The organism is Bradyrhizobium sp. CCBAU 53421, from assembly GCF_015291625.1.
Classification (GTDB): domain Bacteria; phylum Pseudomonadota; class Alphaproteobacteria; order Rhizobiales; family Xanthobacteraceae; genus Bradyrhizobium.
In genome coordinates this window covers 4,783,665-4,808,392 of the sequence record NZ_CP030047.1, presented here as the reverse complement: position 1 = coordinate 4,808,392, position 24,728 = coordinate 4,783,665, and the positions used below count along the sequence as shown (strand labels likewise).

25 protein-coding genes and 1 tRNA gene are annotated in these 24,728 nt (G+C 64.3%); 8 read left to right on the top strand and 18 right to left on the bottom strand.

The features are described from left to right. Window positions 1-38 precede the first annotated feature (38 nt). From nuoK to XH92_RS22940, 13 genes are all read right to left on the bottom strand, one after another. A complete protein-coding gene (nuoK, locus tag XH92_RS23000) occupies window positions 39-347 on the bottom strand; it encodes an NADH-quinone oxidoreductase subunit NuoK (protein WP_016841823.1) in 309 nt (102 codons plus the stop codon). Next, window positions 344-982, bottom strand: a complete 639-nt coding sequence (locus tag XH92_RS22995; protein WP_021079176.1) for an NADH-quinone oxidoreductase subunit J — start codon at window positions 980-982, stop codon at window positions 344-346. The genes nuoK and XH92_RS22995 overlap by 4 nt, the downstream gene beginning before the upstream one ends. Window positions 983-991: 9 nt before the next feature. Further along, window positions 992-1,486: an NADH-quinone oxidoreductase subunit NuoI gene (gene nuoI / locus XH92_RS22990; protein ID WP_018271854.1), complete on the bottom strand. Its 495-nt coding sequence runs from the start codon at window positions 1,484-1,486 to the stop codon at window positions 992-994. Window positions 1,487-1,493: 7 nt separating this feature from the next. Beyond that, window positions 1,494-2,564 (bottom strand): NADH-quinone oxidoreductase subunit NuoH, encoded by a 1,071-nt coding sequence (gene nuoH / locus XH92_RS22985; RefSeq protein WP_194454137.1) that lies wholly within the window; start codon window positions 2,562-2,564, stop codon window positions 1,494-1,496. A gap of 10 nt (window positions 2,565-2,574) precedes the next feature. After that, the gene (gene nuoG, locus XH92_RS22980) at window positions 2,575-4,650 is read right to left on the bottom strand and encodes an NADH-quinone oxidoreductase subunit NuoG (RefSeq protein ID WP_194454136.1); all 2,076 of its coding nucleotides are present in this window, start codon (window positions 4,648-4,650) and stop codon (window positions 2,575-2,577) included. A 9-nt stretch (window positions 4,651-4,659) separates the two neighbouring features. Then, window positions 4,660-5,985 (bottom strand): NADH-quinone oxidoreductase subunit NuoF, encoded by a 1,326-nt coding sequence (nuoF, locus tag XH92_RS22975; protein ID WP_194454135.1) that lies wholly within the window; start codon window positions 5,983-5,985, stop codon window positions 4,660-4,662. Window positions 5,986-6,004: 19 nt separating this feature from the next. Next, a complete protein-coding gene (locus tag XH92_RS22970; RefSeq protein WP_194454134.1) occupies window positions 6,005-6,229 on the bottom strand; it encodes a hypothetical protein in 225 nt (74 codons plus the stop codon). Then, window positions 6,229-6,840 (bottom strand): NADH-quinone oxidoreductase subunit NuoE, encoded by a 612-nt coding sequence (gene nuoE, locus XH92_RS22965; RefSeq protein ID WP_016847752.1) that lies wholly within the window; start codon window positions 6,838-6,840, stop codon window positions 6,229-6,231. The genes XH92_RS22970 and nuoE overlap by 1 nt, the downstream gene beginning before the upstream one ends. A gap of 41 nt (window positions 6,841-6,881) precedes the next feature. Continuing rightward, a complete protein-coding gene (locus tag XH92_RS22960; RefSeq protein ID WP_194454133.1) occupies window positions 6,882-8,078 on the bottom strand; it encodes an NADH-quinone oxidoreductase subunit D in 1,197 nt (398 codons plus the stop codon). Beyond that, window positions 8,075-8,692 (bottom strand): NADH-quinone oxidoreductase subunit C, encoded by a 618-nt coding sequence (locus XH92_RS22955; protein WP_194454132.1) that lies wholly within the window; start codon window positions 8,690-8,692, stop codon window positions 8,075-8,077. The genes XH92_RS22960 and XH92_RS22955 overlap by 4 nt, the downstream gene beginning before the upstream one ends. A 10-nt stretch (window positions 8,693-8,702) precedes the next feature. Next, a complete protein-coding gene (locus tag XH92_RS22950) occupies window positions 8,703-9,293 on the bottom strand; it encodes an NADH-quinone oxidoreductase subunit B family protein (RefSeq protein ID WP_139483903.1) in 591 nt (196 codons plus the stop codon). Further along, on the bottom strand, window positions 9,284-9,649 hold the full coding sequence (locus XH92_RS22945) for an NADH-quinone oxidoreductase subunit A (protein ID WP_018271860.1): 366 nt from the start codon (window positions 9,647-9,649) through the stop codon (window positions 9,284-9,286). The genes XH92_RS22950 and XH92_RS22945 overlap by 10 nt, the downstream gene beginning before the upstream one ends. 214 nt (window positions 9,650-9,863) lie before the next feature. Further along, window positions 9,864-10,379 (bottom strand): MarR family winged helix-turn-helix transcriptional regulator, encoded by a 516-nt coding sequence (locus XH92_RS22940; RefSeq protein WP_194454131.1) that lies wholly within the window; start codon window positions 10,377-10,379, stop codon window positions 9,864-9,866. A 131-nt stretch (window positions 10,380-10,510) separates the two neighbouring features. Between XH92_RS22940 and XH92_RS22935 the strand changes: the two genes are divergently transcribed. Beyond that, window positions 10,511-11,701, top strand: coding sequence for an aromatic ring-hydroxylating dioxygenase subunit alpha (locus XH92_RS22935; RefSeq protein WP_194454130.1), 1,191 nt, complete (start codon window positions 10,511-10,513; stop codon window positions 11,699-11,701). 53 nt (window positions 11,702-11,754) lie between these two features. Then, window positions 11,755-13,047 (top strand): MFS transporter, encoded by a 1,293-nt coding sequence (locus XH92_RS22930; RefSeq protein WP_194454129.1) that lies wholly within the window; start codon window positions 11,755-11,757, stop codon window positions 13,045-13,047. On the opposite strand, the gene XH92_RS22925 is transcribed toward XH92_RS22930, so the two are convergent. The 3 genes from XH92_RS22925 to XH92_RS22915 form a co-directional block, all read right to left on the bottom strand. Continuing rightward, window positions 13,044-13,862 (bottom strand): alpha/beta fold hydrolase, encoded by an 819-nt coding sequence (locus tag XH92_RS22925; RefSeq protein ID WP_194454128.1) that lies wholly within the window; start codon window positions 13,860-13,862, stop codon window positions 13,044-13,046. The genes XH92_RS22930 and XH92_RS22925 overlap by 4 nt on opposite strands. Window positions 13,863-14,001: 139 nt before the next feature. Next, window positions 14,002-18,387 (bottom strand): autotransporter domain-containing protein, encoded by a 4,386-nt coding sequence (locus XH92_RS22920; protein ID WP_305824624.1) that lies wholly within the window; start codon window positions 18,385-18,387, stop codon window positions 14,002-14,004. 203 nt (window positions 18,388-18,590) lie between these two features. After that, entirely contained in the window at window positions 18,591-19,604 is a 1,014-nt protein-coding gene (locus XH92_RS22915) for a TRAP transporter substrate-binding protein (RefSeq protein WP_246788577.1), read from the bottom strand. Between the two features lie 199 nt (window positions 19,605-19,803). On the opposite strand from XH92_RS22915, the gene XH92_RS22910 reads away from it, so the two are divergent. From XH92_RS22910 to XH92_RS22895, 4 genes are all read left to right on the top strand, one after another. Continuing rightward, window positions 19,804-20,007 (top strand): hypothetical protein, encoded by a 204-nt coding sequence (locus tag XH92_RS22910; protein ID WP_173642773.1) that lies wholly within the window; start codon window positions 19,804-19,806, stop codon window positions 20,005-20,007. 333 nt (window positions 20,008-20,340) lie between these two features. Continuing rightward, window positions 20,341-20,541 carry a hypothetical protein gene (locus tag XH92_RS22905; protein ID WP_194454127.1) on the top strand — a complete coding sequence of 67 codons (201 nt, stop codon included), beginning with the start codon at window positions 20,341-20,343 and terminating at the stop codon, window positions 20,539-20,541. Between the two features lie 37 nt (window positions 20,542-20,578). After that, window positions 20,579-20,746: a hypothetical protein gene (locus tag XH92_RS22900; protein WP_223967230.1), complete on the top strand. Its 168-nt coding sequence runs from the start codon at window positions 20,579-20,581 to the stop codon at window positions 20,744-20,746. Window positions 20,747-20,911: 165 nt separating this feature from the next. Beyond that, window positions 20,912-22,210 (top strand): hypothetical protein, encoded by a 1,299-nt coding sequence (locus tag XH92_RS22895; RefSeq protein ID WP_194454125.1) that lies wholly within the window; start codon window positions 20,912-20,914, stop codon window positions 22,208-22,210. On the opposite strand, the gene XH92_RS22890 is transcribed toward XH92_RS22895, so the two are convergent. After that, window positions 22,207-23,097: a class I SAM-dependent methyltransferase gene (locus tag XH92_RS22890; RefSeq protein WP_194454124.1), complete on the bottom strand. Its 891-nt coding sequence runs from the start codon at window positions 23,095-23,097 to the stop codon at window positions 22,207-22,209. The genes XH92_RS22895 and XH92_RS22890 overlap by 4 nt on opposite strands. Before the next feature lie 447 nt (window positions 23,098-23,544). Between XH92_RS22890 and XH92_RS22885 the strand changes: the two genes are divergently transcribed. Beyond that, entirely contained in the window at window positions 23,545-23,730 is a 186-nt protein-coding gene (locus tag XH92_RS22885; RefSeq protein WP_194454123.1) for a hypothetical protein, read from the top strand. Between the two features lie 143 nt (window positions 23,731-23,873). Here the strand turns inward: XH92_RS22885 and XH92_RS22880 are convergent. Next, a tRNA-Asp gene (locus tag XH92_RS22880) sits at window positions 23,874-23,950 on the bottom strand. Window positions 23,951-24,281: 331 nt separating this feature from the next. On the opposite strand from XH92_RS22880, the gene XH92_RS22875 reads away from it, so the two are divergent. Next, window positions 24,282-24,581 carry an HU family DNA-binding protein gene (locus XH92_RS22875; protein ID WP_016847738.1) on the top strand — a complete coding sequence of 100 codons (300 nt, stop codon included), beginning with the start codon at window positions 24,282-24,284 and terminating at the stop codon, window positions 24,579-24,581. Window positions 24,582-24,728 lie beyond the last annotated feature (147 nt).

The following is a 24,728-nucleotide window of genomic DNA, read 5'->3' as shown; positions in this document are numbered from 1 at the left end:
CCGGAAAACCGGCACCCACTTTTCCGGATCATGCGCGCCTAGCCCTTCATCAGATTGACGTCTTCAACCGCGATCGAACCGCGGTTGCGGAAATACACCACCAGCACGGCGAGGCCGATCGCGGCCTCGGCTGCCGCCACCGTCAACACCAGCAGCGCGAACACCTGGCCGACGATGTCGCCGAGGAAGGTCGAGAACGCCACAAGGTTGATGTTGACCGAGAGCAGGATCAGCTCGATCGACATCAGGATGACGATGATATTCTTGCGGTTGAGGAAGATGCCGAGGATCCCGAGGGTGAACAGGATCGCAGCGACTGCCAGATAGTGCCCTAGCCCGATGGTCATTTCACCCACTCCGCCGCATCGGCATCCTGCAGGCCCTGCCCCGACGCCACCTTGCGCATCGCCATCGCCATTTCCGGCGTGCGCGCGTTCTGCACGTTGATGTTCTGCCGCTTGACGTTTGCCTTGTGGCGCAGCGTCAGCACGATGGCGCCGATCATCGCGACCAGCAGCACCATGCCGGCGAGCTGGAAGTAATGGATGTACTTCGTGTAGAGCACGAGGCCGAGCGCCTCGGTGTTGCTGACATTGGTCGGGATCGCCGCCGTGATCGTCTTGGTGACCTGCGGGTTGATCACCCAGGCGCCGACCACCAGCAGCAGCTCGAACAGGAAGATGCCGCCGATCACGATACCGATCGGCAGGTACTGGATGAAGCCCTCGCGCAGTTCGACGAAGTCGACGTCGAGCATCATGATCACGAACAGGAACAGCACCGCGACGGCGCCGACATAGACCACGATCAGCATCATCCCGAGGAACTCGGCACCCATCAGGATGAACAGCCCGGCCGCGTTGACGAAGGCCAGAATCAGGAACAGCACGGAGTGCACGGGATTGCGCGAGACAATCACCATGACCGCCGAGGCCACGCAGACCGCGGCGAACAGATAGAAGAACAGCGCCGGAAGGATCATGCCCTCACCTCACCGGTACGGCGCGTCGAGCGCGATCGACTTCGCAATCTCGCGCTCCCAGCGGTCGCCGTTGGCGAGCAGCTTGGCCTTGTCATAATAGAGTTCCTCGCGGGTCTCGGTCGCGAATTCGAAATTCGGTCCCTCGACGATGGCGTCGACCGGGCATGCCTCCTGGCACAGCCCGCAATAAATGCACTTCACCATGTCGATGTCGTAACGCACCGTGCGGCGGGTGCCGTCGTTGCGGCGCGGGCCGGCCTCGATCGTGATCGCCTGCGCCGGGCAGATCGCCTCGCACAGCTTGCAGGCGATGCAGCGCTCCTCGCCGTTCGGATAGCGGCGCAGCGCGTGCTCGCCGCGGAAGCGCGGCGAGATCGGGCCCTTCTCGAACGGATAATTCAGCGTCGGCTTCGGCTGGAAGAAATAGCGCATCGCCAGGAAGAACGCCGAGACGAATTCCGAGAGCAGAAGCGAGCGGGCTGTTGCGTTGACATTGACACTCATGACGGCCTCACTTCGGCGCGATGCCGGCGAACTGCAGCACCCCGGCCACGATCACCACCATCGCCAGCGACAGCGGCAGGAACACCTTCCAGCCGAGCCGCATCAGTTGATCGTAGCGGTAGCGCGGCACGATCGCCTTCGCCATCGCGAACATGAAGAACATGAAGAACACCTTGAGGGCGAACCAGACGATGCCCGGAATCCAGGTGAACGGCGGCAAATTGACCGGCGGCAGCCAGCCGCCCAGGAACAGGATCGACGCCAGCGCGCACATCGTGGTGATCGCGACGTACTCGCCGAGCATGAACAGCAGATACGGGGTCGAGCCGTATTCGGTCATGAAGCCGGCGACCAGTTCGGATTCAGCTTCGACCAGGTCGAACGGCGGACGGTTGGTTTCCGCCAGCGCCGAGACGTAGAACACCACGAACATCGGGAACAGCGGCCACACATACCAGTTCAGGATGGTGAGCTGCGGCAGGCCGATCAGGTGCGCGAGCCCGCGGGTGTTCTGGGCCTCGACCACCGCCGACAGGTTCAGCGAGCCGACGCAGAGCAGCACGGTGATGATCACGAAGCCGATCGAGACTTCGTAGGACACCATCTGCGCCGCCGAGCGCAGCGCGGCCAGGAACGGGTACTTCGAGTTCGACGACCAGCCGGCCATGATGATGCCGTAGATCGACAGCGATGAGATCGCGAAGATGTAGAGAATGCCGACATTGATGTCGGAGATCACCCAGCCGATATCAAACGGGATCACGGCCCAGGCGGCCAGCGCCAGGATGCACGAGACCAAGGGCGCCAGCAGGAACACGCCCTTGTTGGAGCCGGACGGAATCACCGGCTCCTTCAGCACGAACTTCAGCAGGTCGGCGAAGGATTGCAGCAAGCCGAACGGGCCGACCACGTTGGGGCCGCGGCGGATCTGCACCGCCGCCCATATCTTGCGGTCGGCGAGCAGGATGTAGGCGATCGCGATCAGCAGCACGACGAGCAGCAACAGGCTCTCCGCGACCATGATGATCAGCGGCCAGAGGAAGCCGGTCCAGAACGAGCTTGCGAAGGATTCAGCCATCAGGTCACGCTCACTCCGCTGCCGTCAGCATTCGGCCCGACGCCAGGCGCGAGCATTCCGCCATCACGGCAGAGGCCCGCGCGATCGGGTTGGTCAGATAGAAATCCTCGACGGTCGGCTTGAATGCCGCCTTGTCGACGCTGCCGCCCTTGCCGGCCAGCGCCTTGACGTCATCGGCCTTGCCGGCCTCGATCTGGTCGAGCCGCATCAGGTGCGGATAGGTCTTGAACATCGCCTGGCGCAGCGCCTGCAGCGAGTCGAACGGCAGCTTCTTGCCGAGCACGTCGGACAGCGCGCGGATGATCGCCCAGTCCTCGCGGGCTTCACCGGGCGGGAATGCCGCACGGTTGGCGATCTGGGCCCGGCCCTCGGTGTTGACGTAGATGCCGGACTTCTCAGTATAGGCCGCGCCCGGCAGGATCACGTCGGCGCGATGCGCGCCCTTGTCGCCATGGGTGCCGATATAGACGACGAAGGTACCATCCGGCACCTTGATCTCGTCGGCGCCGAGCAGGAACAGCACGTCGAGCGTGCCGAAGGTCGTCATCTGCGCCGTGGTCAGGCCGCCGGCCGCCGGCGAGAAGCCGATATCGAGCGCGCCGGCGCGCGAGGCGGTGTCTTGCAGCACGGCAAAGCCGTTCCAGCCGTCCTTCAGCGCACCGACGTCGACGGCGAGCTTGGCCGCCTGTGCCAGCACCGCCGCGCCGTCATGCCTGGTGTAGGCGCCGGCGCCGACCAGGATGATCGGGTTCTTGGCGTTCTTCAGCACATCGGCAAAGGAGTGCTTGCCGGCCGCAAGATCGGCCAGCGTGTCAGTGCCCGCGCCGAGGTACTCGTGCTCATAGGTGAAATCGGCCTTGGCGCCGATCATGCCGACCTTGAGGCCGCCGGTGCGCCAGCGCTTGCGGATCCGCGCGTTCAGCACGGCAGCTTCCTTGCGCGGATGCGAGCCGATGATCAGGATCGCGTCGGCCTGGTCGATGCCGGCAATGGTCGGATTGAAGATGTAGGAGCCGCGGCCCGCCTTGGCGTCGAACGCGTCGCCGCCCTGCACTGCCAGGTTGACCGACCCGAACTTCGCGAGCAGCTCCTTCAGCGCATACATTTCGTCGACCGCGGCGAGATCGCCGGCGATCGCGCCGATCCGCTTGCCGTCGGTGCGGCCGGCCTTGGCGGCGATGGCGGCAAAGGCTTCCTGCCAGGTCGCCGGCCTGAGCTGACCGTTCTCGCGCACATAGGGCCGGTCGAGGCGCTGCGTGCGCAGGCCGTCGACGACGTGCCGGGTCTTGTCGGAGATCCACTCCTCGTTAACAGCCTCGTTGATGCGCGGCAGGATGCGCATCACCTCGCGGCCGCGGGTGTCGACCCGGATCGCCGAGCCGACGCCGTCCATGACGTCGACCGACTGGGTCTTGCCGAGCTCCCAGGGGCGCGCCGCGAAGGCATAGGGCTTCGAGGTCAGCGCGCCGACCGGGCAGATGTCGACGAGATTACCCTGCAGCTCCGAGCTCAGCGCCTGCTCCAGATAGGTCGTGATCTCCATGTCTTCGCCGCGGCCGGTCGCGCCCATTTCCGGCGCACCGCAGACTTCGGCGGAGAAGCGGACGCAGCGCGTGCACTGGATGCAGCGGTTCATCGAGGTCTTGACCAGCGCGCCGAGATACTTGTCCTCGACCGCGCGCTTGTTCTCGGCGAAACGGCTGGTGTCGACGCCGTAGCCCATCGCCTGGTCCTGCAGGTCGCACTCGCCGCCCTGGTCGCAGATCGGGCAGTCCAGCGGATGGTTGATCAGCAGGAATTCCATCACGCCTTCGCGCGCCTTCTTGACCATCGGCGAACGGGTCGAGATCTCCGGCGGCTCGCCCTTCGGGCCTGGACGGCAGTCGCGCACGGCCCAGGCGCAGCTCGCGACCGGCTTCGGGCCGCCCTTCACCTCGACCAGGCACATCCGGCAATTGCCGGCGATCGACAGCCGCTCGTGATAGCAGAATCGCGGAATCTCGGCGCCGGCCGCCTCGCACGCCTGCAGAAGCGTGTACTCCGGCGGCACATCGATCTCTTTGCCATCGACGATGATCTTGCTCATGTCTCTTCTCTACTCCGCCGCGACCATATGGACGGGATCACGAACGCCCTGATCGTCGAGATCGGCCTTGTGCGAATACTGATCGATGCGCTCTTCGATCTCGTGACGGAAGTGCGCAATCAGACCCTGGATCGGCCACGCCGCGGCATCGCCGAGCGCGCAGATGGTATGACCCTCGACCTGCTTGGTGACCTCCAGCAGCATGTCGATCTCGCGCTTGTGGGCGCGGCCCTCGGCCATGCGGGTCAGCACACGCCACATCCAGCCGGTGCCCTCGCGGCACGGCGTGCACTGGCCGCAGCTCTCATGCTTGTAGAAGTAGGAGATACGCGCGATCGCCCGGATCAGGTCGGTCGACTTGTCCATCACGATCACGGCTGCGGTGCCGAGGCCCGAGCGCAGCTTGCTCAGGCTGTCGAAATCCATCGGCGTGTCGATGATCTGCTCGGCCGGCACCATGCGCACCGACGAGCCGCCGGGGATGACGGCCTTCAGATTGTCCCAGCCGCCGCGGATGCCGCCGCAATGCTTCTCGATCAACTCGCGGAACGGAATCCCCATCGCCTCTTCGACATTGCAGGGCCGCTCGACATGACCGGAGATGCAGAACAGCTTGGTGCCGACATTGTTCGGGCGGCCGATGCCGGCGAACCAGGCGGCGCCGCGGCGCAGGATGTCGGGCGCAACCGCAATCGACTCGACGTTGTTGACGGTGGTCGGGCAGCCATAGAGGCCGACATTGGCCGGGAACGGCGGCTTCAGCCGCGGCTGGCCCTTCTTGCCCTCGAGGCTCTCGAGCAGCGCGGTCTCCTCGCCGCAGATATAGGCGCCGGCGCCATGCGCGACATAGATGTCGAACGGCCAGCCGTTGATGTTGTCCTTGCCGACCAGTTTGGCGTCATAGGCCTGATCGATCGCCGCCTGCAGCCGCTCGCGCTCACGAATGAACTCGCCGCGGATGTAGACGTAGCAGGCATGCGCGCCCATCGCGAAGCTCGCGAGCAGGCAGCCCTCGACCAGCAGATGCGGATCGTGCCGCATGATCTCGCGGTCCTTGCAGGTGCCGGGCTCGGACTCGTCCGCGTTGACGACGAGGTAGCTCGGACGGCCGTCCTTGGATTCCTTGGGCATGAAGGACCACTTCATGCCGGTCGGGAAACCTGCGCCGCCGCGGCCGCGCAGGCCCGAGGCCTTCATCTCGTTGATGATCCAGTCGCGGCCCTTGTCGATGATCCCCTTGGTGCCATCCCAGGCGCCTCTGCGGCGCGCGCCCTCGAGGCCCCAATCATGGAGGCCGTAGAGGTTCTTGAAGATGCGGTCCTTGTCGTCGAGCATGCTCAAAACTTTCCGAACATCACCGATTGGCTTGCGAATATGCGAGCCCGGCAGCGCAGCCGCCGAACACGATGGCCCACAACAGGCTGGATTCCAGCGTGGCGCTCAGGCCATAACGTTGCAGCAGGAACATGAAGCCGGCCGCGACAGCGGTGTGCAGCGCGATCGTGCGCCAGGCCTTCATCGCAGCGCCCCTTCCCGCCTTATTTTCCTGCCCGATTGCCTGCACCTGAAAGCCTCGCATCAGGTGGTTTCCTTCAGTGTCGTCGGGCCGCCTGCGGGCGCCGAGAACTGACGGTCGATCTGCGGACCCGGCTTCGGCGGATTGCCGGCGGCGAAGCCATCGAGCACCTTGCCGAAGCTTTCCTTGGTCAGGTCCTCATAGGTGTCCTTCCAGATCAGCACCATCGGCGCGTTCACGCAGGCCCCCAGGCACTCGACCTCTTCCCAGGAGAAGTTGCCGTCCTTCGACAGCTGGAAGGGATCGTGATGGATGCGATGCTGGCAGACCTCGATCAGATCGGCGGCGCCGCGCAGCCGGCACGGCGTGGTGCCGCAGACCTGGACATGCGCCTTCTTGCCGACTGGCGAGAGCTGGAACATGGTGTAGAAGGTCGCGATCTCCAGCATGCGGATATGCGGCATCTCGAGCAGGTCGGCGACGGCACGGATCGCCGCTTCCGAAACCCAGCCGTCATGCTGCTCCTGCACGCGCCACAGAATCGCGATCGCAGCCGAGGCCTGACGGCCCGGCGGATATTTCTCGATCTGCTTCTTGGCCCAGGCGAGATTCTCGTCCGTGAACGTGAAGCTCGCGGGCTGCAATTCCTTCGGGGCAAGGCGGCGGACGGACATCGATCAAACTCTCATTGCGCGCGGTTCGGATGCGGACATCGTCACCGGTCGACCTCGCCGAACACGATGTCCAGCGAGCCAAGGATGGCGGAAACGTCGGCCAGCAGATGGCCCTTGCAGATGTGATCCATCGCCTGCAGATGGGCGAAGCCCGGCGCGCGGATCTTGCACTTGTAAGGCTTGTTGGTGCCGTCGGCGACGAGATAGACGCCGAACTCGCCCTTCGGGGCCTCGACCGCGGCGTAAATCTCGCCGGCCGGCACGTGCACACCTTCGGTGTAGAGCTTGAAGTGATGTATCAGCGCTTCCATCGAGCGCTTCATCTCGCCGCGGCGCGGCGGCGCGATCTTGTTGTCCTCGACCACGACCGGGCCCTGCCCGTCGGGCGCCTTCAGCTTCTGGACGCACTGCTTCATGATGCGCACCGACTGGCGCATCTCTTCCATGCGGATCAGGTAGCGGTCGAAGCAGTCGCCGTTCTTGCCGATCGGAATGTCGAAATCCATCTCGGCGTAGCACTCATAGGGCTGCGACTTGCGCAGGTCCCATGCCGCGCCCGAGCCGCGCACCATCACGCCGGAGAAGCCCCACTCCCAGGCCTCCTTCAGCGGCACCACGCCGATGTCGACGTTGCGCTGCTTGAAGATGCGGTTGCCGGTCAGCAGCCGATCGAGGTCGTCGACCACCTTGAGGAACGGATCGCACCACGCATCGATATCGTCGATCAGCTTCGGCGGCAGGTCCTGGTGCACGCCGCCGACGCGGAAGAACGCCGCGTGCATGCGCGAGCCCGAAGCGCGCTCGTAGAACACCATCAGCTTTTCGCGCTCTTCAAAACCCCACAACGGCGGGGTCAGCGCGCCGACGTCCATCGCCTGCGTGGTGACGTTGAGCAGATGCGACAGGATGCGGCCGATCTCGCAATAGAGCACGCGGATCAGCTGGCCGCGGCGCGGCACCGTGATGCCGAGCAGCTTCTCCGCCGCGAGGCAGAACGCATGCTCCTGGTTCATCGGCGCGACGTAGTCGAGGCGATCGAAATACGGAATCGCCTGCAGATAGGTCTTGTGCTCGATCAGCTTCTCGGTGCCGCGGTGAAGCAGGCCGATATGCGGATCGACACGCTCGACGACTTCGCCGTCGAGCTCCAGCACGAGGCGAAGCACGCCGTGCGCCGCCGGATGCTGCGGGCCGAAATTGATGGTGAAGTTACGAAGATTTTGCGGCTGCTCGTTCATGGCTTCGGCTCCGCCTTGGCCTTCTCGTCACCGGGAAGCGGATAGTCCGCGCCTTCCCAGGGCGAAAGGAAATCGAACTTGCGGAATTCCTGGTTGAGCCGGACCGGCTCGTACAGCACCCGCTTCTCCTGGTCGTCATAGCGAACCTCGACGAAGCCGGTGAGCGGGAAATCCTTGCGCAGCGGATGGCCGTCGAAGCCGTAATCCGTCAGCAGGCGGCGCATGTCCGGATGCCCGGTGAAGATCACGCCATAGAGATCGTAGGTCTCGCGCTCGAACCAGTCGGCGCCCGGGAAGACGCCGATGATCGACGGCACCTGCGTGGTCTCGTCGGCCTGGCCGCGGAGCCGGATGCGCGTGTTCAGCGTCGGCGACAGCAGATGATAGACGACGTCGAAGCGCTTCTCGCGGCTCGGATAGTCGACCGCGGTCACGTCGGTGACGTTGACGAAGCGGCAGTTCGGATCGTCACGCAGAAAAGTCGCGACGTCCACGATTCTGCCAATCTCGACGTCGATAGTGAGTTGATTGAACGCGACCGAGTGCGCCGTGGCGGCGCCCGGAAGCGCGCTCACGATCGTCTGCCCAAGGGCGTCGAGCTTGCCGTCGTCCATACCTGAAACCTTAGCGTTCGATGGTGCCGATACGGCGGATCTTCTTCTGCAGCAGCAGCACGCCGTAGAGCAGTGCCTCCGCCGTGGGCGGGCAGCCCGGCACGTAGATGTCGATCGGCACGATGCGGTCGCAACCGCGCACCACCGAGTACGAGTAGTGGTAGTAGCCGCCACCATTGGCGCAGGAGCCCATCGAGATGACGTAGCGCGGCTCCGGCATCTGGTCGTAGACCTTGCGCAGCGCCGGCGCCATCTTGTTGGTCAGGGTACCCGCGACGATCATCACGTCGGACTGCCGCGGCGAGGCGCGCGGCGCAAAGCCGAAGCGCTCGACGTCGTAGCGCGGCATCGAGACCTGCATCATCTCGACCGCGCAGCACGCGAGACCGAAGGTCATCCACATCAACGAGCCGGTGCGCGCCCAGGTGATGAGATCATCGGCGGCCGCGACGAAGAAGCCCTTGTCGGACAGCTCGTGATTGACCTCGAGGAAAAACGGATCATTGGCCCCGACCGGCTTGCCGGTCGATGGATCGAGAATTCCCTTCGGGGCCTGCGCTATCGCCGGCTGCGAGGTTGCGGCGGTGGGGCTCAATCCCATTCGAGCGCGCCTTTCTTCCATTCATACGCGAACCCGACCGTGAGCACGGCCAGGAACACCATCATCGACCAGAACCCGGTTGCACCGAGCTTTCCGAACGCCACGGCCCAGGGGAACAGGAACGCCACTTCGAGATCGAAGATGATGAAGAGGATCGCCACCAGATAGAAGCGGACGTCGAACTTCATGCGGGCGTCGTCAAAAGCGTTGAATCCGCATTCATAGGCGGACAGCTTTTCCGGGTCCGGCGACTGGAACGCGACCAGGAACGGCGCGATCAGGAGCGCGAGACCGATCAGGCTCGCAACTCCGATAAAGACCACAAGTGGGAGATAATTCTGCAGGATGCCGGTCATCGGCGGGGCCTTCTTGCTGCGGTTTCGGACGTGCCGCAGATTCGTTGATTGGAATTGTTCTTGAGGCTTTAGCGCAGCGCAACAGGGGGCGCAAGACAAGCTATTTTGACGCTTTTACCGCCCATCCCGCGGACTGATGGCCTCATCGAGCGGATGCGCGTGCCTGAGCGGGCAACGCTGCGGCGGCCATCCGGTGCCCTGCGCTCTGGCCATATCAGCCCAGCTCCCGTTCGGCAGCGAGCATCTCGGCCGCGGTCAGCGTGAGCCGGTCAATATGTCCAAGCAGCAGCTCAAGATCCTGTGGACCCAGCTGTTCCAGCAGGCGCTGGTTTCGCTCCTGCGCACCGGCCACGATGGCGTCATGGGCGACGAGCCCGGCCTTGGTGAGGGAGACAAGTGTTTCCCGGTTGTCACGCGGGTTGGCGGCCTTGGCGACCAGCTTGCGCGCGACGAGTTCGGCGAGCGCCCGGCTGATCTGCCCCTTGTCCATGCCGACGGCCTCGGCAAGCCGCACCACGCTCATCGGCGGCCGCCGGCCGAGCGAGGCAACCAGCCCGAACTCGACGGAAGACAGGCCGGTCAGGCGCTTGTAGCGCAGCAGCGCCCCCCGTCTGAGCAGGTTCGCCAGCACCATCAGCCGCGACGACATCATCGCGGTGATCGGCGCCAGCTCGGCGTCGACCACCGCCTTCGGCGGCAACGCCTTCTCGTTCCTGAGCTTCTCGGTCATTGCCAACCTCTGCCAACAAAGCCTGTCGCTGCCAAGCTAGACGAGACCGTTGACATTGTCATCGATATATCGTTGACTTGGTCAACGACAGCGACCGCCGGCAGGACGTCCGGCGGCGGGAGGAGACCAGCGTGACGATCATCCAGCGGGACCGCGACCTCGGCACGGCCTATGCGATGAAGCCGTCGACCACCCGGACCGAGCTCACCTCGGTGGTCCGCGGCACGCCGATGGGCGAGCTGCTGCGGCGCTACTGGCACCCGATCGGCCTCGCCTGCGACGCCGCCGATATCCCCAGAAAAGTCCGCGCGCTCGGCGAAGACCTGATCCTGTTCCGCGGCCGGCATGGCCGCGTGGGCCTGCTGCATGCGCGCTGCTGCCATCGCGGCACGACGCTTTATTATGGCAAGGTCGAGGAGGACGGCATCCGCTGCTGCTATCACGGCTGGAAGTTCGACACTGAGGGCCGCTGCCTCGAACAACCCTGCGAGCCCGAAGGCGGCCTGTTCAAGGACAAGGTGCGCCAGCCCTGGTATCCGGTGCAGGAGCGCTACGGCCTGATCTTCGCCTATATGGGCCCGGCCGATAAGCAGCCGGTGCTGCCGCGCTACGAGTGCCTTGAGAATATGGACGACGGCGAATTCGTCGAGGCCGACGATTCCTCGATCGGCGGCGGCGGCCCTGCCGTGATCCCCTGCAACTGGCTACAGCATTTCGAGAACGTCGCCGACCCCTATCACGTGCCGGTGCTGCACGGCTCGTTCTCGGGGCCGCAATTCACCACCATGATGGCCTCGATGCCCGAGGTGAAGTTCGAGATGTCGCCGCGCGGCGTCGCGGTGCGCTCGATCCGCAGGCAGGACGACGGCCGTGTGTTCTATCGCGTCACCGAGGCCGCCCTGCCCACGCTCCGCGTCGTGCCCAATCCGCGGGTCGCGCAATTCGCCCGCGTCGAATCGATCGGCTGGACCTTGCCGATCGACGACACCTCGTTCCGCATCTATGTCGCCGGCCGGGTCAAGAACGCGGGCGATATCGGACGGATGCGCTCGAAGTTCAACGGCAAGTTCTGGTGGGACATGACCGAGGCCGAGCACCAGCAATTCCCCGGCGACTATGAGGCTCAGGTCGGCCAAGGGCCGGTGACCATCCATTCGGAAGAGCACTTTGGCCAGAGCGACCGCGGCATCCTGATGATCCGCCGGATGCTCTCTGACCAGCTCGAGGCCATGGCCGCCGGCCGCGACCCGATCGGCGTGTCGTTCGACGCCAACACGAGGCCAGTCGAATTCGAGGCGGGAAATTACATCCGCGAAGCGTAAGGCCTGCCCAGGCAAATAAGAAAAGATCAGAGATCGTCGAGGGGGAGTAAGTCATGCTGGATGTCGCACCGCAGGCGGCCGCGCCAGCGCAAGCCAGCACGAGGCCTGCCGCCCGCCGCTACTACGTGCTCGCCTTGCTCACCATCATCTACGCCCTCAACTTCCTCGACCGCACCATCTTCAACGTGCTGATCGAGCCCATCAAGAAGGAGTTCACGCTCAGCGACACCACGATGGGACTGCTCGCGGGGTTCGGCTTCGTGCTGTTCTACTCGCTGCTCGGCATTCCCATTGCGCGGATGGCCGATCGCCTCAACCGCCGCAACATCGTAGCATTCGCCTTCGCGTTCTGGAGCGCGATGACCTATCTCTGCGGCATGGCATCAAGCGTTGGGACGCTGACACTGGCGAGGGTCGGCGTCGGCATCGGGGAATCCGCGGGCACGCCGGCCTCGCAATCGATGATCGCCGATCTGTTCGATAAGAACGAGCGTCCGCGCGCGCTCGGGATCTATGCGATCGGCACCTATCTCGGCGTCTTCGTCGGCTATTTCATCGGCGGTTATGTCAACCAGCACTATGGCTGGCGGATGGCCTTCTTCACCGCGGGCCTGCCCGGCATCGCGCTCGCCGCGGTGCTGTGGCTGACGATCTCCGAGCCGAAGCGCGGTGCGATGGCCGAGACCTTCAAGGCGGAGCCGATCGGGCCGACGCTGGGCTTCCTGGTATCGCAGCCGAGTTTCGTCATCGTGCTGATCGGCTTTTGCCTTACGACCTACACCAACTACGCCACCGCAGTGTGGATCCCGCCCTTCCTGGCGCGCATCCATCATCTGACCAGCGCTGAGATTGGCACCTATGCCGGCACCTTCAAGGGGCTCGCCGGCATGGCGGGCACGCTGATCGGCGGCCTCGTGGTGGCGCAGATTAGCCGCCGCGACGACCGCTGGAAGCTGTGGGCGCCGGCGATCATGTCCGGCCTCGCCGGTCCCGTCTTCGCATTGTGCATGCTGACGCCAAGCTTCACGCTGATGGTCGCGACGCTGGCGCTGACCTCGTTCATGGTCGGATTCCATCTCGGCCCGATCTTCGCAATCGCCCAGACGGTGGCAAAGACCAGCATGCGGGCGCTGGCCTCGGCGATCGTGCTGCTGACCGCGACCTGCTTCGGCCAGGGCATTGGTCCCCTCGCCGTCGGCATAATCAACGACGCGCTGAAAGGCACCTACGGCGTCGACGCGGTCCGCTACTCGCTGTTGTCGGCGGCGGTGACGACGACGCTCGGCGCCGTGCTGTTCGTCTGGGCGGCGCGCTGGATCCGCGCCGATATCGTGCGGGCGAGCTAACCGCCCATGAACGCCAGCAGGTCCGACATCAAGCGTGCGCCGTGCGTCAGCGGCAACGCGTGCGGCGCACCTTCATAGACGGCGAACTTGCTTCCCTCGATCAGCGCCGCAGTCCTCGCGCCGGTCAATTCGACCGGCGCGCTGGCATCCTTGTCGCCGTGCACGACCAGGGTCGGGCGATCGATACTCTTGGCCGCGGCGCGCAGATCGGCAGACGAGATGGTCCTGCGGCAGGCCAGCGCCACCGGCAGCGGTACGCTCAGCATCATCTCCCTGATCCAGGCCCGCGTGGCCTCTGATGTGTCGGGCATGAAGAACGGCGCCTCGTTCTCGCTCATCCATTTTGGGAAGTCCTGCGCGATAGCGGCATTCTGCGCCTCGACCATCGCCCTCGGCACCGCGTCGGGATTGTCCTCGGTCTGCACGATGAACGGCGTGGTCGGCGCCACCAGGACCAGCCGCGCGATGCGCTCCGCGCCGTGACGGGCCAGATAGTTCACCGCCTCGATCGATCCCATCGAGTGCGCGACGATCGTGACGTCGCGGAGATCACGCTGCTCGATCACGGCGGCGACATCATCGGTCAGCACGTCGAGATCGTATCCCGTCATCGGCAGGTCGGACCGGCCGTGGCCGCGCCGGTCGGGCGCGATGCAGCGAAAACCCTTGGCATTCAACGCCACGATCTGGCTGCCCCAGACGCTGGAATTGAACGTCCAGGCAGCAAGCAGCAGCACCGGCTTGCCCGAGCCCCAATCCTGCACGAACAGTTTTGTGCCGTCGCCGGCGATCGCATAGAGCGGGTGGCTGGCCATGATAGATTCCCTTTGCAGATCGATCGGCAACATCGCCGCCGATACACCAACCATTGCAAAGGGAAATCGCACGCGCGATTACGCGTCAGGTAATCATGCGCGTGATGTCAGGCTCGCCGAAGCGGACAAGGCTCGCGTCTCACCACTGATAGCGCACCACGCCCTTGCCGGCGTAGCTCGAGGTGACGTTGGAGAACTCGCCCTCGAAGGTCGCCGAAGCCGACCAACCATTCCGCCAATTCATCTCGAGCGAGGCCGTGGTCAGCGCGGAGTCGCTGGCCTGTGCGGCGCCGTTGACGACAAAGCTCGCGCCGGGCAGCGCCTGGAAGGTCGCGGCGGCCGAGCGGCTGGGGTCATAGTCGTGCGCCCAAGCCAAGCGCGTGCGCAGCGTCAGGATGCCGTCCTGCACCGCGAAGGACTTGTCGGTGCGAAGGCCTAGCTCGCTGCGAGTATCGGTCACGCTCTTGCCGGCATAGGTCAGCGCAAACGTTGACAGGCCCGAGATCACCCGCTCGGCGTAACCAGGCAGTTCGAAAGTCGTGAACTGGCCTGCGGCGTAAGGCGTGATGCCGACGCCGCCGATCCAAGGCGCGACGAAACGATAGCCGCCCTCGAGCCGCCCCGAATAGGCGTTGGCATTGAACTCGGCGCGGAGCTGGTCGATGCCTGCCGCTGTCACGGTGCGATTGGTCGTGATGTCCTGCCAGCCATAGGCGAGTGCGGCCGAGACGTAGGCCGGACCTTCGGTGTGGCGGACATAGACGCCGGCCTGGAACAGGTCGGAGCGGCCGCTGCCACCGCCCGCGACGGAGAAGCTGGTGCCGCCGCCCGCAATCGCAAAGCCCGCGATGGTTTCCGGCGAAAACAGATAGTCGGCGCCGACCGCCGTGCCATAGACGCTGCTGGTGGTGTCGTTCGACCCGACAACGGCGTTGCCGCTGGTCGATTGCGAACCGCCGAAGCCCGCGGCCCACACGTTCCAGCGCGGCACGAACGGCACCGGCGGCGCCTTGGTGAACATCGCGAACACATCGGTCTTTCGGGTTGCGGCATAGGCGGTCACTTCGCCCTCCTCCGCATAGCCGGATGCTCCCGGCATCGAACCTGTCGCGCCGGTACGGTTCATGAAGGGATCGGTCAGCAGCCCCATGAACAGGTTCATCGCATCGAACGTCGTCTGCTGCGAGCCGGTCGCAAGCTCACCAGAAGCCTGCGTCAACCCCGCCGGCGAGAGCGTGCCGAACACCGTCGGAATGCCACCGGTCGTGTTGAAGTAGTTGACCAGCGTGTTCGCGACGTTCTGCTGGTTGATGGAAAGGCCGCCGCCGAAGTTGGGAGGCGGCGCAAAGCCCAGCGTCAGATTGAGATAGGCGTGGGTGGCGTCGTAGCTCAGCGTGTCGGTGAAATTCGTCGGCAGGTTAGTATTGACCAGGGAGCCGAAGGTCCCGCTGACGCTGCCGGCGCTGAGGATCGTATATTGCTTCGAGATGTAGCTGCCGTTGGCAAACGTTGCATTGACCGTGGCGCCGCCGAGTGTCGCAGTCCCGCCGACATTGGTCGACGACGCAGCGGTCGGTGTCACCTGCACCAGATAGATCGCGCCGGACTGGAAGGCGAGATTGCCATTGACAGTGAGCGTGCCGGTCGGGTTTGCCGCACTGCCCGGCGCGAGCGTGCCGCCGCTCATGATGGTTGTAGGCGCCGGATCAGCGATGCCGCTTGAGGGGGCTGCGAACTTGTTGGTCACGACAACCGTGCCGCCAGAGGTGATCACCCCGCCGACGCCATTGCTTAGCAGCAACGTGAGCGTGACGCCGCCATCGCTCACAAGGACGACAGGCGCAGGACCGACGACGCCGGTGCCGCTCAAGGTGCCACCGGAATTGACCGTCACTTTCGATGAACTGGCGATCGAGCCGTCGACCTCCAATGTGCCGCCATTGACCGTGGTCGCGCCGGTGTAGCCGTTGATGCCGGTCAGGACTTCCTTACCGCCGGCGATCGCCACGCCGCCGCCTGCACCGCCGTCCCGGATGGCGCCGGCGAACGTGCCGTTGGCATTGGTGAAGGTCAGCGTGTTGGCGCCGAGGTTCACGACGCCGGTGCTGGTCCCGGAAAGGCCGTTGATCGAGACGCCGCCACCCGCGCTCGATATATCGAAGGTGCCGTTGTTGATGATGGTCTTCGAAGACGCAATGCTACCGCCGCCCATCAGGTCTAGTTGGCCGCCAGCGTTAATCGTGGTCAGCCCGGTATAGGTGTTGGCGCCGCCGAATCTCGCCAGACCGCCAGAGGCGATCGTCACATTGCCGCCGGTGCCGCCACCAATGCCGCCATCCTGGATGACGCCGGTGTAGACACCCACACCGCCGGTGATGGTCAGCGTCTTGCCGCCGAGGGACACGGCGCTGTGGCCGCTTAGATCAAACAGGCCGGCGACGCTGGCACCGCTGTTGGTCTGCGAAATGTCGAATGTGCCGCCTCCCGCGCCCGGAGCGAAGAATGTGACCACGAGCGAATTGGCGATAGAGCCGTTCCCCTTGAGCGCCAGCGTCGCGCCGGCATCGATCTGGGTGGCGCCAACGTAGCCGTTGACACCGGACAGGGTCTGCGTTCCGCCCGCGATCTCGAGGCCGGCCGTGCCGCCCGGGCCGTTGATCGCGCCGGAAAATTCGGTCGAACCGGCGGTAATCACCAATGCGTTGTTGCCGAGCGCAACCGATCCACCGCCCGCGAGCGTCGTGATCCGGTTGAGGAAGGACGATGATCCCGAAATATCGAATGTGCCGTTGACGGAGACGACGCTCGAATTCGAGATGCTGCCGAAAGCCGACAGCGCCAGCTTTGCACCGGAGTTGACGGTCGTCGCGCCGTAATAGCTTTCCGCCGCCGTGAAGGTCAGTGCACCGCCGCTGCCGGAGTTCGCGACGGTCACGCCGCCTGAGCCGGTCAATGCCGTCGCGAGCGTCACGGCATTGCCGTTATAGTCGAGCGTCGCGCCGGCGGAGCCGATCGCGTTCAGCCGACCCGAGATGTCGGCCGTGTTGCCGCTCGCCCATTGCAGCCCGCCGCCGTTGAGCGTGACGTTGCCCGAGCCGAAATTGTTCGCCGCATTGAAGTTGATCAGACCGCCGCTCACGGTCGTGCCGCCCGAATAGGTGTTTGCGGCGGTAAGCGTCAGCGTGCCGAGCCCGGTCTTGGCGAGGCTCCAGCTGCCGGCATTGACGCCTGTGCCGCCGCTGCCGGTCTGGTCGGAGATGACATCGGAGACGGTTTGGTTCTGACCGGCCGCAGGACTGAAGGTCAGCGTGCCATTGCCCTGCAGGAACATCCCCGTGCCGAGAGCTGAGCCATTGCCGGCACCGACACCACCTGCTCCGCCGGTGACGCTGTTGCCGTTGACGGTAAAGGCACCGGAAACATTGAGCGTTCCGCCACCTTGGACAAACACCGCGCCGCCCGCGCCGAGGCCGCCGCCCCCACCGCCTTGGGAATCGTTGCCGCCGTTGCCGGCGCCGAAGCCGCCAGTGTTCCCACAAGAGTTACCGTCATTGCCGCTGGCGCCGCCACCGCCGCCACCGAAGCCGCCCGTTCCCGGACTGGCGTAGCAGCGCACGCTGCCGCCGCCGCCGCCAAAACCGCCACTTCCGCCCGCGCTGTTGAAGCTACCGCCACCGCCACCACCGAAGCCGCCAGTACCGCCGCCGGCGCTCAAGCCCCCGGTAGCCGTAGCAGCGCCGCCGCCAACCCCGCCGCCGCCGCCGGCACCGGGGAGACCAGATCCCACGGCCCCGCCGCCCCCGCCGCCTCCATTGGCGCCCCCTATGCCTGGTGAGCCACCACCTCCCGCGTCGGCGGCGCCAGCGCCACCGCCGGCGGCGCCGATAACGATGCCGGCAGCACCGTTGCCACCCGTCGCGCCAGTCTGGCCGGCCCCGCCGTTGGCGCCGAGGCCAATCCCGCCACCGCCACCGCCACCTACGTTGCCACCGTTTCCGCCATTGCCACCGAGCCCGCCGCCACCGCCACCACCGGCAGTCGAGCCGTAATTGCCGCCGCTTCCGCCATTGGCCTGATTGCTCGCGAGCGAAACATTGCTGACGGTCACATTGGCACCGCTGGCGACGAACAACGCGCCGCCGGCGCCCATGCCGCCGCCGCCGCCGCCGTCGAACCCGTTTCCGCCATTGCCGCCCTTGGCGACGGCGTTCTGGATGGTGAGATTGTTGATCGCGACGGTGCCGGCGTAGACGAAGAATCCGCGCTGCACGCCGCCGCCATCGAGCGTGAAGTTGCCGCCGTTGATGGTTACGGTGCCGTTCAAATTGATGACCGGCAGCGTTGTTCCGGCGGTGAGCGTGATGTTGTTCGTGATGTTGAGCGTGTAGTTGGTGCCGGGATTGCTATCGATCGTCGTCAGCGCAGTGACGAGGCTCGCTCCATCGCCGACGTTCAGCACCGTCTGGGCGTGTGCGCCGGTCCCGGACGCGATGAGCAGGGCAAGCGTTACGGCAACCCGCCTCAAGCGGGGCGATCGAAAGCGTTCCACCACGTGCACGCGCATGGCATTCCAACTCGGGCACGCACTGCGCGGCCACTGAAAGTCTCAGCGTGAGGTTGTATCCGCTGAGACATCCTGCCGCATGACAAAAAGCCAAACTGGAACCGAAAGTGCGGCGATGTGCCTTCTTTGCCACAAAGCGACTGCTGCTCGCGATCTGCGCGCCGTTACGTCAGCTTGCCGGTGTATTTCTCCAGCGCCGCCCAGGCGTCCGCGCCATAGGTCTTCTGCCATTGCGTGTAGAAGCCGGCCTTCACCAGCGCGGCCCTGAACTGCACAGGATCGGGCTTGTTGAAGGTCATGCCTTTCCCGGTCAGCTCGGCCTGCAACGAGCGATCCATCTCGACCAGATCGGCACGCTCCTTGACCGCGGCAGCGTCGAACGCGGTATTGATGAGCTCGACGAGATCGGGCGGCAGGCCGGCCATCGCGCGGCGGTTGCCGAGGATCCAGTAGCCGCTCCAGCAATGGTTCGACAGCGCGCAGTATTTCTGCACCTCGTACAGCTTTCCGGTCGAGACCTGGGCCAGCGGATTCTCCTGTCCCTCGACGATATGGGTCTGCAGCGCCGAATAGAGCTCGCTGTAGGAAATGCTCGACGGCAGCGCGCCAAGTCCTGAGAACAGCGAGGTCAGTAGTGCGGTCACCGGCACGCGGATCTTGAAACCCTTGAGATCGTCGACGCTGTTGAGCTGCCGGCTCGACGATGAGGTGATTTGGCGGAAGCCGTTGTCCCAGACCTTCTTCAGCGGCACGACGCCGGTCCTGGCGATCGCATCGCGGACGATATCGCCGACGCCGCCGTCCATCGCCACCCAGACATGGTCGTAGGACTGGAACGCAAAACCAATGCTGGGCAGCCCCGACAATGGCACCAGCGTCGACAACGTCATGCTGGGTGCGGCCAAAAGCTCGATACCGCCGGCCCGAACCTGGGACAGCATTTCCGGATCGCCGCCGAGCTGGCTGTTGGCGAACACCGTGATGTTGAGCCGGCCGGACGACTGCGCGCTGATCGCCTTCGCCGCCTCGGCCAGACGGATTGTTAGAGGATGGGTTTCCGGAGTGTTGACACCGAGCTTGTAATCGAACTCGGCAGCGGCAAGAGACGGCTTACCAAACATCGTGACGGCAAGCGCCACGGAGCCGGTTCCCAGCACCTGCCGGCGGGTCATATTCATTGTTTTCATTATTGTTTTTCTCCCAGGCGCGCTCCGCGCCCGCGGCCAGTTTCAGCCCTCTGCCTCTGTGACGCAAGGCACGGCGAAGCCAATCCGCCCGTGGCACGAAACCATTTCCGGGAACTCACGAAACGATCCGGAAACAGATGGGGCTTACCAGTAACTGCCATAGACGGCGCATAGACGCCCGGAGGCGACCATGAACCACTCGATCCATTCGGCCGATCGCGCGACCCACCTGAAGATTGTGGTGGTTGCCCTCGTTGCGGCGATCGGGATTGCGGCTTTCGGTATCTCGGCTCGGAACAACGCGGAATTCACCCAGACTGCCCAGACCAACCAGGTCATCAAGGCCGGCAAGCCTGTCGCGATCACCTCCTCCGGCACCTCGACGGTCCGTTGAAAAGTTTCAGGCCTCGGCAGACAGAACGGCCGCCTTCGGGCGGCTTTTTTGTTGGCCTGATCGTCTCGGGCTCCGCTCAGGACGGCGCGGCCTTTGCCCGAGCGCGAGAACGCGGCCGACCTCCGGATCGTGCTGCGCCGACGCGCTGCTCGCGAACCAGCGAGCCACCGCCGCGGCCCAGTTCAGCAGATCGACGCTGCACCTTCCTGACCGCGCAGCCGCGGCAAAGACCTTAACCGCCTCCTAACGCGGTCGTTCGATTGCAATCCGCTCCGCGATCCCAGTCTTAAAAATTGTTCCGTAAGGTGGCGTCAACAGAGGCGCAGGCCCACAATGAATTTGCAGCAGCAAGTAATTTCGACCGGCTTCAAGATCATCTGCACGGATTGCGGCAGCCTGGCGATCAAGGTCGCCGATGCGGCGCAAGCGTCCGGCGACACCATCATCGAATGCCGCCGCTGCAACGCCGTGCGGGGTACGATGGCGGACCTGCACACCCTGGCGCGGCGCGGCCGCGACCTGTTCGAATTCTAACCCGGCGCCGCCGATGCTGTCAGACCGGAACGCGATCATGCAGAGCGACATTCCCCTGGACACGGTCTGGTCGATCCTCGAGGCCGCCAACGAACTGGGCGATACCCACACGGTTGACGCCTGCCGCCGCATCATCGACGCGAACCTGCGCGGCGACGCCCCCGGACAATCCGACCTGAACGCGGTCGCCGCATTCTTTGCCTGATCAAGGCAGCGGGTTGCCGTTTGTGAATTCAATGCGGCGCCGCGGTGACAGATCGCCCGATGGAAACATAACAATACAGACCGAGACCGCGCCTAACCTTGCTTGACTTGATTCGCCCGCGGCCGACTTGCTAGCTGTCGCACAGCTTTGGATTCGGACCGGCCGATGCAATTGACGCGCGACGACCTGACTATCGGGGTCACGATCGCTGGGTTCTTCGTCCTCAGCATTGCATCGTTGATCGCCTGCGGGCACGCGTTCCCGGCGATGCACGTCTGGCGCTCCGGCGTCACGTCCGAAGCCATCCTCGGCACCGCGGTTATGGCCGTCTTCCTCCCGGCGTTTGTCGCGGGCCGTTTCAGCTTCGGTTATTTGGTGAGCTTCTCGCTGCTGTCGGCCGTATTCGGCTTCGTCTGGCTCAGCTTCTTCAGCGGCTTCGATTATCCGCATGCCATCGCGCGCTGGGCGATGATCGCCGCGCTGGCCGCCGCGATCGTCCCCCTGATGTTCCAGACCATGCCGGTTTGGCGGCCGGGCCTGTCGGAAGCGGCGATCAAGCGCATTGCGCTGCTGCTGTTGGCGTCATCCTTCGCGGTGCTGGTCGCCGACATCTCGTACGGCGCCAATCTTGGCAGTCCCTATAGCGCGGTCCGCAACGCCGTCACGCGGCCGGCGCTGTTGAATTATCTCACCGGGATCATGATCGGCGCGGTCCTGCCTTATCTGTTCACGCATTTCGCATCGCGCAGTCAATGGATGCAGGCCGCTTGCGTGCTGCTGTTCGCGCTCTGCTTCTATCCGGTGGTCAACAACAAGACCGTCCTGCTGTTGCCGATCTGGCTGCCGTTTCTGTTCTGGCTGTTCGGCCGGTTCAACCCGCGGCTGGCCACGGTGCTCGCATTTCTCATTCCGATGATCATCGGCTTGGCGGCGTTCGCCGTGCTCGGCGCAGACAAGGATTATGTCGTGTTCAGCGCCATCAATCTGCGCTTCCTCGCCATCCCCTCGCTCGCGCTCGATCAATACGCCGACTTCTTTGCGCACCGCGAGCTGACCCGCTTCTGCCAAATCTCGATCCTGCGGCAGGTGACCGCCTGCCCCTATGACGAGCTCGGCCCGGCGCTCGGGGCGATCTATCGGGACGGCAATTTCAACGCCTCCTTCCTCGCGACCGAAGGCATCGCGTCGGTCGGGCTTGCGCTTGCGCCGGTTTCGGCACTGGTGTGCGGCCTGATCCTCTCGGTGGGATCGATGGTCTCGCGGCACTTGTCGCCGCGCTTCATCGCGGTGTCGTCGGGGATCGCGGTTCAGGCGATCATGAACGTGCCGCTCACGACAAGCCTGGTCTCGAACGGGGTCGCGCTGCTGTTTCTGCTGTGGTGGCTGACGCCCGAACGGCAGGCGGAAGCTTCGCATCAGCAACAGTCAGCGCAACGCTCCAATGCCATCGGTGTCACGGCCTAATGCAGCCTCGCCTTCTTTCGGAGCACGACAATGCTCTGATACGGCGAGGTCCCGTTCATACCGACGTCGACGAGATCAAACCGGTCGGTCCAGTGCCTCTCGATGTACTGCTTGGTGATGATCGTCTCGCCGTAGGTCATTTCGCCATCGACCGGATAGCTTTGCGGATAGAAATAGAACCCCTTCCGCGCCAAGGTCTCCGTGATCTCTTGCTGATCCCAGCCGGGTAATTTGGAAATCGGCTCATAGGAGGCGTATGCCGGCGGTCGAATGGTCAGAAGAAAGAGACCACGATCCGCCAGGGAATCGTGAACCGCGGCCAGACATGTGTCGCTTGCGACAGGCGACAGGTGCGTCCAGATCGAGAGCGCATAAGCGACATCGAATTTCTGGTTGAACGGCAGACGCCTCGGCAGGCTGTCCGACAGCACGATATCGGCGTGCGGGTTGGAGCGTTGCGCGACCTGGATGATGCCCTTGTGCGGATCGCATCCATGCAGATTGCGGAGTGGCACATCCTTCATGAAGTATCGGAGCACGCTGCCCCAGCCGCAGCCATAGTCCAGCACCGCGCATTGATCGAATGGCTTGTCCAGGTGACGCCTGAGCTTGTCGTGCAACAGGCGATAGGTTTCGATGACGGCGGCGCCGAGCTCCATCCCGGAACGACCGCTCCAGTTCTTCTGGGTACCGGCGTCCGGCGGATCGGGAATGGCGGCCTTGATGGCCTTGAAGCCATCATACTCCTTCCAGAGCAGCACATTCCACAGATACGGATCGTCGATCCATTTCAGTGCGTCGTAGACGGACTCTCCCCTTCGGCAGGCGGCGTCCGCTCTCTCCAGTTCGTCGTTGTAGTACTCGGTCAGCCACGAACTCCAATTCATCAGCACGCCTCCGTGTTATGCTCGCTGCATCAGCCCCTCGCCCGCATCAGCGTCATTTGAACTCCGTTGAGAGTGTCTCTGGTTTCTCCGGCAACTTTAAGACACACGGAAAGCGCGTGAGTTCCGCATGGCGATGGAACCGCCAACGTCGTCGCTGCGCCAAGCATTCGCGATCTCGCCGCCACGTGTGAAGTCGACGGACGACAACCGCAGGACCTGGGTCCGTTCCGTTCGGATGCATCACGCCGGTGGGCGACCTTCCCGCGACTTCGGCCGCCATGAGAGTAAGGTTGACGTCAGGCTCGCGCGTTACGCTGCGTGTTTGAACCGAGACCTGCCGTACTTCGATTTCTCGCAAGTCCGGGTGGCGATAGTCACTACCGCATCAGCCGATGTGGTGATCGCGTGAGAGGCGAACCAACCGGTCGACCTCCAGGATGCATGTCGATGAAAGTCCGCGAGCTAATCCAGGTGCTCCAGACATTCCCGGATCAGGACGCAACGGTCGTGATTGGAGAAGGCGAGAAGCCGGAAACCTGGCTGATCGTGTCTGGTGTCGCGGAATGTCGGATTGCGCGCGTGAGTGATGATCATGCGATCGTCGGGAGCGAACCAGCGATCGAGATCGTCTGATAGATCGCGCGCCGGAGCGCAGCTGCTTTTGCGTCCCACAATGCCTGCCGGAAGCCTAAGCCAAGCGCGTTCAGAGTGTCACCACGGCACTCCGCACGACGCGTCTCAAATCTGGAACTTGGCGGCTAAGTGCTTGATAAGACTGGCGCGAGAGACGGGACTCGAACCCGCGGCCTCCGCCGTGACAGGGCGGCGCTCTAACCAACTGAGCTACTCCCGCGGATGCCGATCATCGGATTGATCCGCGCAGGACCGAGGGCATAAAGGCCCGCATCCCGATAGTCAAGCACGTTGCGGATCCCTGCACCATGCAGCCACATTTGCGCTGTGGACGCGAATTGCCGGCTGTTTTCAGGGGAAACGGCGTAGTCAGTAAAGCCCCGAATCAAATAAGGCCTGATACGTCTGGGTTTCCTGTGGCCGGGCCCGGCGCTGCCCGTTCCCAGAACCGGCGGTTTCAGGACTTATCCGGACGAATTTTCCCGACGCGAACGGTGCGCCATTCGCGTCGAAGCAGCAATCCAGCCATTCAGCAACGAGGAGGGCCACACATGGCGAAGAAAGCAGCGACCCCGGCGACGATCACGCTGAAGCACCTGGCGGCGGCCATCGCCGAAGAGCAGGAGCTGTCCAAGAAGCAGGCCGAGGCGATCCTGACCGACATGGTTACCCGGATCACCAAGCACCTCAAGAAGGGCGAGCGGATCCGCATCGTCGGCCTCGGCATCCTCCAGGTCCGCAAGCGCGCCGCCCGCATGGGCCGCAACCCGGCAACCGGCGAGCAGATCCACATCAAGGCGAGCAAGAAGGTCGCCTTCCGCGCCGCCAAGGAGCTCAAGGAAGCCGTCTAAAGCTTCACTCTCGAGGTTAACAACCAAGCGCCATTCCGGCTCGCGACGCGGCCCCGGAGTGGCGCTTTTCTGTTATAGAGTTGTCTTGCTGCCTTTTGCTTGCGCGAACCAACCTCGCCCAAGCGCTTTATTCCCGTTCTCCATCCC